General features: G+C 35.8%; 13 protein-coding genes. 6 read left to right on the top strand and 7 right to left on the bottom strand.

Translation table 11 applies throughout. The features are described from left to right. Window positions 1-6 precede the first annotated feature (6 nt). The 3 genes from PTQ21_RS10075 to PTQ21_RS10065 form a co-directional block, all read right to left on the bottom strand. Window positions 7-1,041: a WXG100 family type VII secretion target gene (locus tag PTQ21_RS10075; protein WP_274569723.1), complete on the bottom strand. Its 1,035-nt coding sequence runs from the start codon at window positions 1,039-1,041 to the stop codon at window positions 7-9. Between the two features lie 161 nt (window positions 1,042-1,202). Beyond that, a complete protein-coding gene (locus tag PTQ21_RS10070) occupies window positions 1,203-1,433 on the bottom strand; it encodes a hypothetical protein (RefSeq protein ID WP_274569722.1) in 231 nt (76 codons plus the stop codon). Between the two features lie 187 nt (window positions 1,434-1,620). Next, entirely contained in the window at window positions 1,621-2,040 is a 420-nt protein-coding gene (locus tag PTQ21_RS10065) for a HEPN domain-containing protein (protein ID WP_274569721.1), read from the bottom strand. 192 nt (window positions 2,041-2,232) lie between these two features. Between PTQ21_RS10065 and PTQ21_RS10060 the strand changes: the two genes are divergently transcribed. From PTQ21_RS10060 to PTQ21_RS10035, 6 genes are all read left to right on the top strand, one after another. Beyond that, complete coding sequence (locus PTQ21_RS10060; protein ID WP_274569720.1) at window positions 2,233-2,580, top strand: helix-turn-helix domain-containing protein; 348 nt, start codon at window positions 2,233-2,235, stop codon at window positions 2,578-2,580. Window positions 2,581-2,774: 194 nt separating this feature from the next. Beyond that, a complete protein-coding gene (gene dndB / locus PTQ21_RS10055; RefSeq protein WP_338020314.1) occupies window positions 2,775-3,869 on the top strand; it encodes a DNA sulfur modification protein DndB in 1,095 nt (364 codons plus the stop codon). 75 nt (window positions 3,870-3,944) lie between these two features. Continuing rightward, entirely contained in the window at window positions 3,945-5,363 is a 1,419-nt protein-coding gene (gene dndC, locus PTQ21_RS10050) for a DNA phosphorothioation system sulfurtransferase DndC (RefSeq protein WP_274569718.1), read from the top strand. Window positions 5,364-5,380: 17 nt separating this feature from the next. Continuing rightward, window positions 5,381-7,387, top strand: a complete 2,007-nt coding sequence (gene dndD, locus PTQ21_RS10045; RefSeq protein ID WP_274569717.1) for a DNA sulfur modification protein DndD — start codon at window positions 5,381-5,383, stop codon at window positions 7,385-7,387. Then, the gene (locus PTQ21_RS10040; protein WP_076332997.1) at window positions 7,384-7,761 is read left to right on the top strand and encodes a DndE family protein; all 378 of its coding nucleotides are present in this window, start codon (window positions 7,384-7,386) and stop codon (window positions 7,759-7,761) included. Before dndD ends, PTQ21_RS10040 begins: the two co-directional genes overlap by 4 nt. Window positions 7,762-7,777: 16 nt before the next feature. Continuing rightward, window positions 7,778-8,911 carry a cysteine desulfurase family protein gene (locus PTQ21_RS10035; RefSeq protein WP_274569716.1) on the top strand — a complete coding sequence of 378 codons (1,134 nt, stop codon included), beginning with the start codon at window positions 7,778-7,780 and terminating at the stop codon, window positions 8,909-8,911. Between the two features lie 36 nt (window positions 8,912-8,947). Here the strand turns inward: PTQ21_RS10035 and PTQ21_RS10030 are convergent, their stop codons facing one another. The 4 genes from PTQ21_RS10030 to dptG all read right to left on the bottom strand — a co-directional run bounded on the left by PTQ21_RS10030 (window position 8,948) and on the right by dptG (window position 18,209). Next, the gene (locus tag PTQ21_RS10030) at window positions 8,948-10,231 is read right to left on the bottom strand and encodes a hypothetical protein (protein WP_274569715.1); all 1,284 of its coding nucleotides are present in this window, start codon (window positions 10,229-10,231) and stop codon (window positions 8,948-8,950) included. A 29-nt stretch (window positions 10,232-10,260) separates the two neighbouring features. Further along, a complete protein-coding gene (locus PTQ21_RS10025; RefSeq protein WP_274569714.1) occupies window positions 10,261-11,550 on the bottom strand; it encodes a DGQHR domain-containing protein in 1,290 nt (429 codons plus the stop codon). A 67-nt stretch (window positions 11,551-11,617) separates the two neighbouring features. Next, window positions 11,618-16,840, bottom strand: coding sequence for a DNA phosphorothioation-dependent restriction protein DptH (gene dptH / locus PTQ21_RS10020; RefSeq protein ID WP_274569713.1), 5,223 nt, complete (start codon window positions 16,838-16,840; stop codon window positions 11,618-11,620). After that, window positions 16,821-18,209, bottom strand: a complete 1,389-nt coding sequence (gene dptG, locus PTQ21_RS10015; protein ID WP_274569712.1) for a DNA phosphorothioation-dependent restriction protein DptG — start codon at window positions 18,207-18,209, stop codon at window positions 16,821-16,823. The genes dptH and dptG overlap by 20 nt, the downstream gene beginning before the upstream one ends. Window positions 18,210-18,212: the final 3 nt, after the last annotated feature.

Here is an 18,212-nt window from a genome sequence, read left to right as displayed (position 1 = left end):
CCTCCATCATTGATCGATAAATCCTTTGAATGAACCATCTTGGTTAAGCCTTGCTCCGCGACCATCAGGTAAATTCTTTTCGAGGAAAGTAATACCTCTATTATTTGTAATTTTCTTGAATTCACCTGGAGCATCAAGTATATCCTGTAAATGCTTTTGAGCTACTTGATTAATTTGTTCAGGCCCACCTCTAACTCTTCCCCATATATCTGGGTTTCGCCCTGCGTGTTTCTGCAAAGCATGTCCTACAACGGTTTCTCCACCTTTTTTGGGAGCAGTAGCAGAACTAATAACGGTATCTCTGTTAAATATCACAGGGTTTACACCATTCAAGTTATCTAGCTTAGACTTTGGAAACTTCAATCCTCCAGTCGGAACCTTATAACCCCTATTATACGTTCCAGTAAAAGCCAACACGAGCTTAGCAGTCTGTAAACCTCCTATAGAAACTGCTGCTTGCCATGCTGGTATGGATTCTCCAGTTACGGGATGATGACCTTCCTTAAATGCATTGATCTGTTCATCATATATATCTCCACCACTAGACTCCGGTTGCTTCGGTCCAGCCCTCATTTCCTCATAGGTACCACCCTGTTCCCAATACTTAACAAACTCCTTTTGCCCTGGCATCCCATCCTCTGCTTCGCTGGCAGGCATGTTAACTCCAAACAAAGGATTATATACCATTCGTCTTTGTTCTTCTGTGTTACCTATATTATGGTTCATCATTGTATGGGCAGCAATCTGTCCAGCAACAGCTCCCAAGCTCACCTGTTCCTGATCTGCTTGTTCGAATCTCTCGGCAATCGCGAACAGATCTTGGGATGACTTAACCATACTTTCCAGTGCTAGATCCAGTACAGAACGTGACTGTTGAAAATCATAGAAAAACCGTTCCTGCGTTGCTCCCGCCCACTGAGACTCGATGAATCCGATCCGTGCGGTCAGGTCATTACGTATACCCTCCAACTGCTGCCTACCCTGCTCGATCTGTCTGGATACATGCAGCAGCTGCTCTGGTGTTACTTTAATTGTACTCATATCATTCTCCGCCGTTAGAATTAGGATTTTACCATGTTAGCAGAAGCTTGGTGTATATACATCCTTCTAACATCCTGATTTTTCCTTTCTCACCCTAACAATATCTCCAACAACGTACTTCATAGGTCCTAATTTAAAGGAAATCTTCTTAATCTTTTGATTTAATAGAAAATAATTAACAAACACACCAACGGGCACGCCGTCAACAATGCCGCTGCAAAACTGATCTGTGCCGCGACTCGTCCTCCGGTAAACTCTTGCCGTGAAAAGAACATCCAGATCGAGAGGTACGTAGCGCCTAGTGGAAATGAAATTATCCCTTTAAACGTACTCGGTTCCATATACCCATGCATCATGCTTTTACCAATGAGGATTAGAGTAACCAATTCCAATATAGATAATATGAAAAACGCGATAGCAATTACTCTTTTCAAAATGTACACCTACTTTCCAGATGCAAAGCAAAGAGCATCCTTTGTAATCTCTGCATCATATATCCTTTATTTGGATGATGTCATCTTGTAAACGTAACATAGATCAATCAAACATTTAACCGAAATGATCAATTAAAAAAATATCTTACTCTGATGAATTATCATTCAATCGAGTGGCTAACTCGTCCAATATCTCTTCTGTTCGTTGAAGAAGCTTTTCGATGTTGTTCAGTTCTAGTGGCTGGTCATGTGGGTAATCTGCTAGGGATGACATATGTTGCATCGTACCGATGAACAAAGCGATATCCAATCCGGGTTCAGTGTCCGTATGCACTAGTGGCAAGATTTCGTTCATGGTGAGTTCCTTGGGTGGATGTGCTGAGTGATACTTATAGATATATAGCGCCTTGATCATGGAGGCTAGAGCCCAATCGCAGAGAATGAGGCAGGCTTTGAACTGATTGTGATTACGCATAATTGCAGCAAGTTTGATGTGATACTGGGAAAGTCGTTGATATTCAAATTCATCATTCTGCCGATTCGTGTAGGAGTAAGCGTGATTCAAGGTAATCAACTCCTCAATATTTTAGTTTAGAATCCACACTACATTTGAACACTCTGCATAATTTTTTTAACTTTTGGGCAAGATACAAACAAATATTACTACATAGTAGTTTTAAATACAAATTACTTATTATCTATCGGTTAATTAACGATGATTCTTTCTCTACACTTCTAATTAAAGAGAGGTGTTCATATGTCCGAACTTTTAGAATTAGTGGGCGCGAGAATAAGAGATCTAAGAAAATCTAGAGATCTGTCTCAAGAAGCATTAGCTGAAAATGCGGGGTTTAATCCAAGTTACATTGGTTTTATTGAACGAGCAGAACGAAATATATCTTTAAAAAATCTTGAAAAGATTGCTGCCGCTTTAGATGTCGGGGTATATGAACTGTTTACATACGTTAAGGAGCGTGAAGATCTCTCGCAGGATGATTCCAATATTACTAAGATCATTTCTCTATTAAGAACCCATGAACCTAAGCACATTTTAATGGCGCTTAATATAATTACTGAAATCTTCGATACTTATGATAAAAACTAAAATAACGAGGAGCACGCCGATCGTAAACGACCGGAATGTTACCTCGTTATTTTCATTATTCCTTCATCTTTTATTCACGTAATTACGTACTATATTTACTTTATTATGTAATTTAGACATTGAACATTTGTTCGTCTTACGATAAAATCAATATACATTCTACGTTATTACGTACGTAAAACAGGAGGATGCCTATGAACTTTAGTTATAGTTTTCCAGCGATTCGCGGGATCCAAGCTGGAAGAGATTTTTATACAGTAATGTGCCCATTGAAATTAATACCTAGGATATTCCTTTTTGATGAGGAGGAAATTCCGGCCGACCACCGTGCACAACGGCTAATGAATAAATCAAGAATTCCGGATATTACGAACTATATTCTTGAGAATCCTAAAGATTATATTTTCTCTTCGTTAACTGCATCAGTAAACGGCGAGCTAATTTTCCAGCCACAATCAGAAGAGTTTAAGGATCTTGGTTATTTAAATATTTCTTTAGATGCTCAATTTCTCATTAATGACGGTCAACATAGACGTGCAGCTATTGAAGAAGCTCTCAAAATTTCGCCTGAACTTGGTGACGAAACGATATCCGTAGTATTCTTTCATGACCTTGGACTTCTGCGCTCTCAGCAAATGTTTTCGGATTTGAATCGTCATGCAGTGAATACCACATCTTCAATCGGAATTCTATACGATCACCGTGATCAACTATCTTTGATCACTAAAAGTTTAATTAATGAAATTCCTTTATTGGAGCGATATACGGATCGTGAGAAAGTGTCGTTGTCCAAAAATTCTCCTAAATTGTTTGCTCTGAATCACATTTTCAATACGATCTGTAAACTGTTAGGTAAGCGCAAAGGTGAGTTAATCTCAGAACCCGAGAAAAAATTTGTTTCTGAGTTCTGGGCTCTACTTTGTGTTTCTATATTGGAATGGCAAGATGTACTCAATAAGCGAACCTCGCCAAGAGATCTTCGTATTGGTTCGGTTGTAGCGCATGGTGTATTTCTCGAAGCTATTGGTATAGTCGGCCACTATCTTTATCGTTATCATGCAGATCAATGGGAATTGTACGTAAAAGAACTATCCAAAATCGACTGGAGCCGCGATAATAAAGCGGATTGGTTAGGCCGTGCTTATGGACAAACCGGACGTATTAACAAGACAAATGAGACCATTCAATTGACTGCAAATCTCATAAAATTTAAACTAGGGCTCCCCTTAACAGAAGCCGAGCAGAAAATTGAAAATAAAATAAAAGAAGGTACATCTACTGATGTTTAATATATTTAATACTGGAAGCAAGTTCGTTGAAGCCAAAGAACTAGTCAAAGAAGTCTATTTAGCAGATGAGAAGCCTTGGGTCGTAGGTTTCAGTGGGGAAAAGACTCAACGGCAGTTGTACAGCTAGTCTTTCAAGCCTTATCTGAGCTAGAACCTTCTCTTCTGAAGAAAAAAGTGTACGTCATTTCATCAGATACTCAAGTAGAAACTCCTTTAATTATAGACAAAATCACGCGAACTCTTGGACGCATACAAAATAAAGCACTCGCTGTAGGTTTGCCTATTGAAACACACAAGGTACGTCCAAAAGTTGAGCAAACCTTTTGGGCCTCTATTATTGGAAAAGGTTATCCTACTCCTCGTCAAAAGTTCAGATGGTGTACGGATCGTTTGAAAATCGAGCCTGCTAACCGCTTCATTCTTGATAAAGTAGATCAGTTTGGTGAAGTGGTTATGTTACTAGGAGTTCGAGATTCCGAAAGTTCTACAAGAGCAGGAGTAATGCAGTCTCATACTATAGAAGGTTCAAATTTAATGCGTCACTCTACACTTCGAAACGCATTTGTTTTTGCTCCGATCCGCTCCTACACTCTTGATGATGTATGGGAATTTTTATTGCAGTATGAGTCACCATGGGGCGATGATAATAATGAACTGCTTCAGCTCTATCAAGATTCAAGTAGTGAATGCCCTCTCGTAGTAGACAAAGAGATAAAAGAAAGTGCAGGTTCTTGTGGAAACAGTCGTTTTGGTTGTTGGACATGTACAGTTGTTAATGAAGATAAGGCGTTGAGCGGATTTATTAATAACGGTGTAGATTGGTTACGTCCATTATATGATTTTAGAAATTTCCTTGTTCAAATACGTGAAGACCGTACGAAAAGACAAAAACATCGTATGAATGGCGAAGTCTATCTGACAACAAATCTAGGTGGAATAGATCCTGATGATTTGAGTCACCCTAGAATCTACAAATCTGAAATGAAACATTATATTGAAGAAAATAAAATTAACCTAGCATCTGTGGAGGAATTGGATATTTTGATCATTGATGATGAGAATCCAGATGCTCTTCCTAAACGTTTTGGCGTCGGTCCTTTCACAATGAAAGCTCGGGAAGAAATTCTTCGAAAATTATTACAAACTCAAGAAGAAATTCGCCAAATGCATGACCCTAACGTTGAATTAATCACATTTGAAGAGCTTAAGGCAATTCGGAAATATTGGCATGACGACCTACAGTGGGAAGATCGACTTCCTCTGATCGTCGAAGAAGAAACAGGTATAGTTTACGATTGGCATCAAAATGATCGTCCTGTATTCAAAGAAGACCAAGTTACCGATCTTGAATCTCTTTGTCAAGAAGAAGGAGTCAACCTTAACCTTCTTAAAGAATTAATATCTGTTGAGAAAGAATACTCTGGTGTAAAAGTAAGAAGAGGACTATTCCAGGCATTTGATAAAACACTCAGACAAGATTTCTTACATTTATAAAGGTGGATAAATAATCAATGCACATTCAAAAACTCGCTCTCCGAAATATAGGTGCTTACTATGGAGAGCTCAATAAATTTGATTTCCGTACAACGGCTAACCGTAACGTAATACTACTTGGTGGGAAAAATGGTGCTGGTAAAACGACAATACTAGAATCTTTAAGAATCGTTTTATTTGGCTCTATGGCATATGGTTTTGTTACTGAGAATGAACCCTATTATCGTAAAATTAGAACATTACTTAATCGTAAAGCAATTAATGAGAATGTGACTGACGCATTTCAGATTACTCTTGATTACAGTTCCACTGAGGATTTCGAATTACATGAATATTCATTAGTAAGAAGCTGGCGAATAAAAAATGATCGTATTCGTGAGAGTTTTGCAGTTAAACGTGATAATCAATTCTTATCTGCTCAACAAACTTCTGATTTCCAGAGTCGATTACGTGAAGAAATGCCTCCAAAATTATTTGAACTTTGCCTTTTTGATGGTGAGGATATTTCGCGTATTGTTTCTGAAGAAAAAATTCCAGAGTACTTGAAAGAGTCAGGTAAGATTCTATTTAATCTGGATCTATTCGTAAATTTGGAAAAGGATCTGAACACATACCGAATACAATATGCTCAGCAAAATGCCAGCGCAGCAGAAGAAGTTGCTCAGTATGAAAAACTCGAGATGGAGATTGATCAACTCAAAGCAACAATCGACGAAAAACAACAGCTTACAGTGCTGCATGAAGAAGAGATAAACAATCTGAATGATGCTATTAAACAAGATAAAAAGGATTTCGAAATTCACGGTGGCTTACTTCAGGAAAAAAGACAAGAAATTGTTTCTAGAATAAACGTCATTGAGAACAACCGCAAAACGAATTCAGAACATGTACGGCATTTCGTCTCATCTCTTCTTCCCTTCTTTATAGCGAGGAAACAACTCAGACAAGTATATGATCAGTTAAATGGAGAAAAACAATATGAGTCATACGATTATGTTGCAAACTCACTAGTAGAGGAAAAGCTAGCTTCTCTTCTTAATAATGTACTTGGGCCAAGTAAAGAGGTTGATGAACGTGAAGTGACATCTGTATTTGAAGGTCTACTGAATTTAATAAAACCCGATCAAACCAAATTAATTCATCGTGCATCGTTTGAGCAGCGTAGCGAGATTCATAATTTGAATAAACAAATTCAAGCACTTAATGTAAGTGAATATGTTAGCCGTTTTGATGAAAATGCTATCTTGTTAAAAGAATCTCAAGAATTAAGGACTCAATTAGAAACGAATGATCAAGCCAGCGAATTCAAAGAACTTCTGGAACGAATTGAACAGAAAACAAAACAAGCTGAGCAACATAATATGATGATGGAACAAATTGAGTTTGAAATTCAAGCCCTGTCTGAAAGCTTGCATGCAAAAATACTGCAAAAAGAAAAAGTAGAAGACAAGATTAGAGAATATCATAAATCTGAAAAGTCATATGAAATGACTGAGAAATTACTAAAAGTTAGTCAACGTTTTAGAGAACGCCAATGGCGTAAAAAACTTGATGATGTTGCTAATGAAACTGTGCGTATGATTGACGTACTCTTCCGTAAGAAAGATTTCATAAAACGAATTCATATTGACCACACGACTTTCGAATTAAAGCTATATAACTTGATGAACCAAGAAATATCAAAAGAACGTCTTTCTGCTGGCGAAAAAGAAATGCTGATGTTAACAGTAATACTAGCTATGTTTAGAGTGTCAGGTTGGAAACTGCCGTTTGTATTCGACACCCTCATGGGAAGACTTGACCAGGACCACAAAAAGTCTCTTATTCAACATTTTATCCCGCGTTGTGGAGAACAAGTCCTTATGTTCACAACAGATTCTGAAATCACTTCAGAACAGTTTCATGTGATTGAAGAAATTACGGCTCGTTGTTACACGCTAGAATATGATGCCTCTCAAGAGAGTGCAGTAATTGTGAAAAACCGCTACTTTGATATCGTTAGAGAGGCGGGACAAAATTCATGAATTTTACATTAAAAACATCCAAATATGCTAAAGAGACACTAACACAACTTCATGCCTCAACCGGTATTACTCCCAACATTTTGATCCGGTATGCAGTTGCTCTATCTCTGAGAAATAATGACTCAAGTAATCCAATAGTACCTATTACAAAAGATTTTACAGATGGTCTTGTATTGAATCGGAGCACAGTTACAGGAGAGTTTGATTACGCCTTTCGTGCAATGGTTACACAAGCCGCTGGTCGCGAATTAACAGATGAAGAATTCTTCCCTTCTTATTTTAACGCTCATCTGGAACGCGGCATACGCACTTTAGCTTCAGAGTATAAAAGCGCAGGAAATTACGAAAAATTCATTCGTAATTTGTTAATCTAACGAAAGTAGTGATCCCATGTTATACCTGGATAATAGCGCCACAACTAAGATCCATCCTGAGGTTTTGGAAGCAATACTTCCCTATCTTCAAGAGGAATATGGTAATCCATCCAGTAAGTTTTATTCTCTGGCAGAGAACGCTAAAAAAGCTGTAGCCACAGCACGTGAACAAGTCGCTCAACTATTAGGATGCGATCCAGACGAGGTTGTATTTACAAGTGGAGCTACTGAAAGTAACAATATGATTATTAAAGGTGTAGCTGATTATTACAGTCATAAAAACAATTCTTCTAAGTATCTACTAACCTCTTCTGCTGAACATCCTTCTGTAATTGAGACAGTAGAGTTTTTGGGTGAACGTGGTTACAAAAAGAAGTTCCTTGACGTAGATACTTTTGCAAGGGTAAATGTTCAGAATGTTACTGAAACAGTTACTAAGATCCAGCCTCTGCTTACTTCATTTATGTGGGGAAATAATGAGATTGGGTCATTAAATCCGATTAGCGAACTTTCCGAGTTTTTCGAAGCTAATAATTTTTTCTTCCATACTGATGCAACTCAGGTTATAGGTAAAGTACCTGTTAATTTGCGGAAGCATAGTGGAATTCGCTTTCTCTCCATGTCAGCACATAAAATAGGCGGCCCCAAAGGAATTGGAGCCGCCATAATACGGAAACAATCGAAGGAGATTTTCACTCGTCTAACCCCTCTTCTTCATGGGGGAGGACAGGAAAATAACTATCGGAGTGGAACTCTTGCTGTTCACAATATTGTTGGATTGGGAAAAGCTGCTGAGCTAGCATCGCAGAATGTAGAGAACAATGCCAAACGTCTAGCTCAATTGGAGAACTATCTCGTCGATATCCTTAAGGGAAATTTCGGGGATAGGATTGCTTTCAATAGTGATATAAGAGATAAAATCCCAGGACTAATCAGCCTTCAATTCATCGGTGTAAACAATGAGTTGTTGCTCAAAAAACTTTCTAATTTCATGGCTCTATCCTCTGGATCAGCTTGTAGCTCCAGTAAACCAAGCCATGTTTTGAGCGCAGCTGGAAAGTCACTGGAAGAGGTAAGACAGACGATTAGAATCACTTTAAGTGCTGATATAAGTACAGAAGAACTGGATCTGTTCAGAGAATTTAAATGAATTAACTTTTCCCCATCTTATAGGATGGGGAAAAGTCTAATTATTTCCAGGAGATAAGATCGCTTTTAGATAGTTATGGTGATCTTCATTAATGAAAACCAAACCTTCTCCAGATTCATTTTCGGTTTTGACATTGAATCCATTCTGTTTCAAATTTTCTATTACTTGTTGAAGAATATCCTCTGTAATTTCTTCTAACCAAGAACTCATTTCCGTGTTATCAAACAGTGCATTAAACAAATAGGGATTTTTAGAATAAATAGTATTTATACTCTCTATAAATTCTTTTTTATACTGAAAAAGAGTACTGTAAAATTTATGGATATCAGTATAATCTGCCTCCATTTTAGAAACATATAAAGTTTTTTCTTTTACTTTAAACTTTATTTTTATCTCACAATGAACTACTTCATTCTCGTATTTACTAACTGTAAATCGAATTCCAGTTCCATTATCAAAATCCTTTATTCTTTCCATTCCAAGAAGCGAATCTACGGTCAGTTCGACTAATATTTTTTTATTAATCCTAAGTCTTAATCTTTCATATTCACTGTATTCGGTTTCGGTCATGAGAAAAATATTATGGGCCCAATAATTTCTGAAATCATATATTCGGTTCCATTCTTGAACCAAGTCTGGCTTAATATGTGAATAAATGTCTTCAGAGAATAAATTAGAATTACTATATATTGATTTTTTCAACTCATCAATTTCTTCAATTATCTTATCAGTTATTTCTGAAAAATCTATATTACTTTTTTTATTTCTGAATTCTTCAATCTTATTATCTAAAATCTCTAACCTTTCAAATATTTCATTCTTATTTTTCCCAATATTCTCTTTAACAAATCCCCCTAAATTTTTGAAATTATAATCATCTAAGGGATTAGCGAGATATTTAAAAACTTCGTCCTTTCTTCCTGTTTTTCTATCAAAGGTGCTATCGTTGGGTGTTAGATATTTACTACTCCAAGATGTCCCTACTTTTCGGAGCATCTTAATTTCAATTAAATTCCGAAAATTCCTTTCCAGTTCATAAATAGAAGAAGATATTTTTTGTAAATGTTTAGCAGTTTGAGAATCGTAGAGTATTGTTAGATAAAGTCCATCTATCCTGCCTAGAATCTCTATAATTTTTTTCTTATTCTTCTCAAAGTTTTTTGGGATTTTCATCTTATCGTATATCACAAAAAAAATATGTTCTTCTATTAAGTTTATATGGTAGTTGATATCAATATATTCCTTGAGTATTTCTTTCAAAGTTTCAGTACCATAGTTACCTTGAAATTGAAGTATAAACTGAGTGTAGTGTTGTTCCAAATTCATCACTCCATATTCTTATGGTTTTTTTAATTAACTTCGAGCGTTGTAGCTGCTTGTTCTAGAGAGTCATTACCTGCTGATTCTACTGAAATTTCTTTAAGCAAGTTAACCATGTCTCTCTGATTTAATCCGGATTCCTGATACCCGCTTATACTTTCATCAACTACTATTAGGTAATTGGAGAATTCCTCTATAGAACCCTTTTCTAACGAGAAATAACCATTATTATTCAAAAAACTTTTATGGATGATTTTAGATAATAACTTGTTAAACAATTGTTTATTGTTCAAGCTGATATTTTGTTCATTTAGATTTTTATTACATTTTAAGTAATCTTTAATCGATTCACTACAGTCTACTGACTTATTAACTCTGAATACATAATCAAATATTAGAGTATCCGGAAGTAAGTTATCTAATATTTCACACATTTTTTCGATCAAATTAGTAAAACTCCAATCCCCCATCACTGAATCTTCTAATTCAGCAAGCATATGCTTTGCAATATTACTCAATACAACTTCCTTTACATAAAAGCTTATATCGTGTGGATTGGTTCTGATCTTGTTAAATATATAATCCCAAAATGCAACAAAAACTCCATAATAACCTGCATCTTTATAGTAGTACTCTTTATCTTCTACTGTAATGGGATCTATCTCCTCTAGAGCGTCTTTAAATTTTTCTTCTAAGAAATCTTCAATTTTCTCTATACAATTTAACATGTGTGAATATACAATTTTCTCCTTTGACTGCTTTCCCTCCCATTCAATCATATCTTTATTTTCTAAATGTTCAGAAACGTATCTTAACCCTATCAAGTTACTTGTAGTTGTAGAGAATCTATCTGAAACATTATTTTGTACTTTGGTACTCTTATCATTAATTGTATGAAATAATTTCCGATGAAGCTCAGGACTAAGTTCCTCAATGATTAGAAAAGGAATTTTTATTTTATCAAAATCATTCATGCTATCTGGATCTTCAAGTATCTCATTAATAGCTTTTATTCTATGTTGCCCATCAATAATCGTTAAGCTTGACTGCTCAATTTGCAATTTATATGTTGTATGATCGTATTTAAGCTTACCTGAACTATTCATTATTACTGGTGGAAAAAATATACCATCCCCTTCTTCTTTCATATATTTTATTATTAAATCAACACTAGCATCATTAATTAATCTATTCATAGATTGATCTTTTACTAAGTTAACATATCTTTTAACATCGTTGTAAGACATAAACCCACTATAACAATTCTTTGTATTCCAACTATATACAACCGCTGTTATTTTATTATTTTTGTTTGACATATAGACCCTCTCTGACAATTTGATGGGAACTGCTAATATCTATTAATAATTTTATCTATCCCCTACCCTACGACAATTCCCAAAATGCCTTATCCCGCATCCAAATCGGTTGTCCCGAACCAGCCTTCACGATACTATAATGTTTTTGCAACGATTTAATCCTGCTCATTATGTTATCCTCTTCTAACTTACTCTTGGTGCTAAACACCATTCGAATTTCCTTGGCAGACATTTCGGACACATTATGCACAATCCAGGTCAAAATGTAATTCGCATAGTCGTTATCCGACGTTGAGAAGTGGCTTAGGAATTGTGTAGATAAGATAGTTCCTACCCCAAATTCGCGTCCTTCTCTCAAAATCTTCTTAATGGAAGTAAAGTCTTTGCTGAGGAAATTATCTGCCTCATCGACTAGAATCATTCGTGTAATTTCACGATAGGCTCCATTAATTGCGCTATGTCCAAACATTTGCATCTGACTGTAGAAGACATCCAACGTAATGGAAACTACCAAGTTCTGAATGCTCTCACTGTAGCCAGATAAGTTAATTACGGTTATTCCATCAATCATCTCGAAAAGAGAGATCGTTTGAGACGAGTCTGTTTCAAACACTTCAGTTTCATATAACTCTTTAAGTGCTGCATACAGAGAATCAACTTTGGTATTTTCTTTTCCAACATATAGTTCATATACATCACTCATCGTTGGAGCGGGCAAATTCCAGGTCGAAGAATCACCTTTAACAATGCCCTTCTTAGCATAAGCTTCCATCATAATATCCTTTAAAGTAATGGCTTGAACTTGTCCAAGGTTAAAAGACCGCACAATGGTATCTGTAAGAGAGTTGCTTGTATGAAGAGGCAAAAATGCTTTAAAAGAGTCCGCCATATACAAAGACAATGGGTTAAACGGCAAATGGTGTAAATTAAATACCTTCGCATTTGTCTTTTCAGTAAAATCAGGCTTGATATAATCACCTTTATAATCGAAGATCAATATGCCTATTGGTGTTTGATTAACATTATCGTAGCTGTTACGACTTAACTGCGTAATCAATGATTTCGTGAATTGTGTTTTCCCCGTTCCCATCGTTCCAATGATTCCTGTATTGGTGTGCATAATCTTATCCGTTGAAGTAGGGAACCATTTAACCTCTTCATTCGAAGTTGCATTATGTCCAAACAAAACTTCAAGCGGCTTCATCGGTTCTTGATAATTCATAGAATTATGATGATTTTCAGCAGGTTCTAACTCAACTGGTTGATCATCAGATAAGTGCATGGTAGCTGCTACTTCACCAATTCCTGTTTCATAATGCTCACGAGTTTCAGCAGCAAGTAACTCCTGGTCAGTAACCTCAGTTATTTCAAACTGTTTAGAGGAATCATATAAATTACTCAGTAATTGCTCAGGAGACAAATCCCCTTGATTACTCTGTATATATTCCTTCATCTCTTCAACACTTTTGAGTATAAATTCATAACCACTCTGTTCAGGATAGTCATAAACCATCACATTTTCGTTCATTTTGATATCGGTAAATACGACATCCTTCTTAAATGAGATTACTGAACCTTGACCAATATACTGATCTAACGTATCTACAATCGTATACTTATCATTAAGAAGACGTTCGCGAACATCATGGTCCGTAATTTGACTCCATGATTGTTCAGGCCACACTGAATAGAGCTTCATTTTCTCCGCACTTGCAATCGCAAGTTGAATAAAGAAATTACGATATAGTACAGCTTGAAAATTCTTCTCATCCCCTGTTAAGAACTCCATTAATAGCTGCTTGGTTTCTTTTACTTGTTTTATCGCTTTATCTTGCACGTTAGCCCCGTTATATCCTATTTTGACCTCAATGGGGTAAAAGTGAACAAACATCTCTTGTTCAGAAGGTTCGACACCAATCAATAACAGATCATCACTATAGGAACCGAATCTACCCAATTTTTTAGCAGAAAATAAACCTTCGGATTGTCTTAGGCCAGTTCCACCTGAAATTCTAAGAATTTCTTCCATTGATATTGGAATCCATATAATATCGCTATGTGCATATGCAGCAAGGGATAATTTCACCGCAGAAAGAATACTGATTTTTTCCTTTGGAAAATAATTTTTCTGAGCTAACAGACGAAGCAGCCAATTCCCATTAATCGCATTAAAGAAATTGATAATTGGAGGCAACAGATGATCGTCTAAATAAAGCCTCTGATGTCCAAGGAATTCTTTAATTAATCGCTGATATTGTTTAGATCTTCTGGTAACAGTGATCGCATCAAAACCACTAGAAGATGTATATTGATCACTGTAATGAATTACAAGCAACTCTTTTTGAGCATCACTATTCTTGAAAAAACTCAGGTCTACTTTTGGCTCAATAAAAGTAACCCAATGGGCTGAATCGTAGACTTGATCTAGTTGCTGTTTATGATCAGCAGAGATCGCAGTAACAATATTAATATCCTCTTGGTAATTATCAAGAGTTCGGGCAACTCTCAGTAAAGAATTTAATTTCGGTACCATTTTCAATAGTGGAGCTTCTTGTGTCGGATAATATCTCGTTCCGAATCCCGTTTTGTAATCTTCGTTGATGAATACAGAAGGAATACCTGAAACAAGTCCGAATAATGAAACTCCCGTAATCATCTCCGAAGCATTGCTCGTAGCAATCTGCTCGATTTTATTCATCTGATAGAAAGTAACATGACTATACTCGTAACGATCCGTATCCACATTTTTAGAATAAAACTTCACTTTGTCTCGGAAAACATTTAACAATTCTTCTGCGTGATATCCATCCAATTCCAATTTGAGATTGAACTGTTTGGCAATCTCTTCTGCATCTGTATATTGTGACATCTCCTCAAAGACATTGATGATTCCTTTTTCAGCATAGATGTGAATTTCAATAGGGAGTAAATTCCCTTTTTCCAAGTTATCTTTAAGTTGCTTCTTGTAGTATTCAAAAAGACCTTGAAGGATTTCCTGACAGTCTCCCATATTAATTGTATTAATTTTGAGGGGAGCACGACGATCTAATTCAAAAAGATATCCGAAATGGCCAGTAAACTCCTCGATTTTTTCTTGAACCAATTTACTTACAAATGTTTTGGATGACTCGAATCTTGGTAAACTTTGATCCATGTAAGAAGCCCACTCATATGAATCAATCATTTCAATTGCCTTGTATAGTTTGGAATTAAAATTAACATAAGGCAATAAATTCGTAGGTCTCATGGAATGCAACAATTCATCATTGATTGACTCGTCACCAACCAATTGATTTAATTGCATTTGGTAAGCCAAATGTAGAGGATGTAATGGTGTGAATAGCCATTCTGGGTTTATATGATTTTTCTGAATCGTTCCAATTAAAACAAGATCTCTTTGGGTCTGGTTTAATGACTGACCGTTTTGTAATTGTTCAAGCTCCTGTAAATACACATCTATATAGTTACGTGCTAGCAAAGTATAATCTTCATCGAAATAGGCTAAACTTGGGAGTAAATCGTTAGTTCTAAAGTAACGTAATAAATCGCAATATGCCTCTTTTAACGGTTCAGAAACTGAAATAGCTTGCGGAACAATCTCTCCTAAGTTATCTTCGAGAAAATACAAATGATTGGTTTCTAAGAGTTTACGTTCCCTCTCTAAATTACGTTTGAATTCTCCTTGAGCAAAAGTTTCCCTTGTTCCTTGCACGATTTTCATCTTTTCATTCTCTATGCGATAGGTAAAGTGCTCTTGCTTTTCACGTTTCAGCTTCCACACACTAAAACCACCAATAGGAACAGGTCGTTCAACTAAATCCTGCACAGCAAATGGAATACTTGTATGAGGAAGCTGAATGTTAAAATAAATCATTTCTTCATCACTATTATTTTCATCATTACGGGAAACAACTAATTCCTGGTCCTCAGTAATGTCAAATGTGCTGTGCGACTCTGTTAAATTAACTTTGGTGATTTCTGAAGCATCTTTATTGAAAAACCAATGCTCCGCATCTGAATTAATTAAAAGATACGAACCCTTGGATTTTGATAACGTGATAGCATAAGACGTTTGTATCGTCTGAAGAAGCTTGGATTGTGTCTCAACCACTGTAACTCTAAATTCATAGGCTGGAGACACCTCTGTCTTGTATTTCACACCATAGAATGTAGTCTGTCCAACTTCATGTTTTAAGTGTACACGGATCTTCTTTCCTGCTTGTTCCACCTGTATTGGCTGTTTAATTTTAGTTTCATTGATATACTGATTTTTGATAAAATCATTAAATGTAAACTCTAAAGCGATATTCTCTTTTTGATCAGGATTGAATACGATAATGTTTCGTTTACGTTGCTTACTCTTTGTCTCGCCATCGGCTCTCTCCCAATACTCTAACCCTTCCAAAGTGAACTTCTTACCAGCCTCTACGTACTCCAAACCTTTTCCTTCTAATTTCTTTTGATTCGATCTTCGTACTGAACCAAAATCAACTTCCTGCCACGTTTCAGACTCCGATAAAATCTTAACCCCCTGATCATCAAAGTGCCGCTCCAGACTGACTTCAGCAGAACCATATTGATGGGCTATTTCAACGTCATTATAGAGTGAATGGTTTTCCTTCAGTCTCTCTTTAATTTCCTTAGGAGTTCTAGGCGTATTAAAAAGTTCGGCATCATAAAAAAGTCCAAAGTTTTTATATTCATGCTTTTCTAATTTCTCATTGTTAAGCACAGTAAGTATATTTTCGTAATCAAATAAGTTTACTCTTTCATGAAGTCCCTGCTGGGCTTTCATTGACTCAATTGAGAAGTTAAGAATTTGTTTCTCTTCTGAGGATAGATTGGTTTGCTTCATCATTTCTTGCAAGTCTTTTTCAATTGAATCAATATGAAAAGGCATACCTTCTTTTCCAAACGAAGTCATTCCCTGAACCAAACTATCTAAATTTGAATTGTGGATTAAAAGCATAGCCAAATCTTCAAAAGGATCTTCATGTGTGCCAACTTTATTCCGTAATGTTGTAAGAAAGTCTGGCGTGATCTCCTCAATATTTGATGCGATTAATACCTTGGATTGATCATAATTTAAAGTGTGAGATTGATAGAATCCATCCTCAGTTGGCATTGAGAACGGACTAACTCGATTAATATCCTTAATTTGATTCACCAGATTTACGACTTGCTCTTCACGTTCAAATTGAATATGATATTTTTCTCCTGCTTGAATATTGACCTCGCTCAAAAAACGATCTACGAGATGAGCAAGATAACTATAAAAATGCTTTGACATAAATAGCATCCCCACTATCACTTTTTTTCTCTAACAAATTCAACTTTTCAAAATACTCAATGATGGAACCTTGAGTATCTCTATCATAAATAATTCCTCTTACTTCGAAATGTTCAAATAGTTTCTTCAATCTGATTTTAGGCTCATCTTTAATGATAACTTTAGTAAGGAATAATAAATAATCTGTATCCAGAATTAACATCTTTCCAGATCTCCCCCTAGATTTGAGGAATGTTCTCTGACAAAAATGAGTAAACCACATCTTATATTCGTTATACGGTTTGGAACGAAATGAATTATTAAACTGGTAATCAATCATCTGAAATAACGTAGACAGCTTATTTAATACCGTTAGGTCATAATTGGCGGGATTTAAATTCATTTGATTCCACTTCACATCGGATAGACCCTCACCATATTGTTCGATCACCTTATCTATAGCTTCTTCAATCCTAGAGATTTCTTCATATGTACCTGAACGAAGCATTTCAGCAATCTCATGATAGGAAAGCAACTCGCCTGTTTCCTCTACTGAAATATTAAGCATCTTCAGGAAGTTCACATGAGTAAACATACGATTAATCGATCTTTCAATGTTTTTCCAACCATACTCATAACTGACTCTTGTTTTCGATAGTTTTTCTTCTTCTTCAAACGTAAAATAGATCGGCACTACACTCTTCTCATATGTGGCAAACAGTGCTTCATTTCTACGTGACAATTGAGTTACATAGAAAAAATAATAGTAAGACAGGAGTTTTTCAAATTGTTGAGTAAATAAATCCTGTTTTGTGGAGAGCCATTCAAAATCTATAGCAAATAATTCCGAAATTTCTGGTATTAACGCAGAAAATTTCTGGGATTGTGACTCCTCACTTTTCAACTCCGGTAAAGCTTTGAATATCAACGAACTCATCAAGTCATCTGTTTGATGCTCGTCTTTATTAATCTCCCATGCAGCTCTCCCATTCCACAGAACTGCATAAAGAAATTCAGCCAGCTTTCTGTTCTCGTTTTCAACGGTATTGATGTAATAAAGGGTCTGCGGATGGAATAAAAAGAGTTGGTTGTTCTCGTCAATGAATAACGTTTTAATCATCTGCTTGAATTCATTCTTTTGATTTATATCTTTAAACTCAATTGACTTTAGTACAGTTTCGATTAATTGTTCTGGGTTAGTTTCTGAGGATATTTTCTTTTGTCCAACCAGACGCAAAAACTCACTTACTACTTCCTTAAGATTAAATTGAACTTCTTTAAATTTTGTATTATAAGGTAGGATTTCAACAGGTATTTTGGGATTATGCCTAATAGAAGAATTAAATTTAAACTTATCTATGATGGTTTCTAAATGAAACTTATACTCCATATT

The organism is Paenibacillus marchantiae (genome assembly GCF_028771845.1).
GTDB classification, from domain to species: Bacteria; Bacillota; Bacilli; order Paenibacillales; family Paenibacillaceae; genus Paenibacillus; species Paenibacillus marchantiae.
This window is presented reverse-complemented; position numbering and strand designations above follow the sequence as displayed.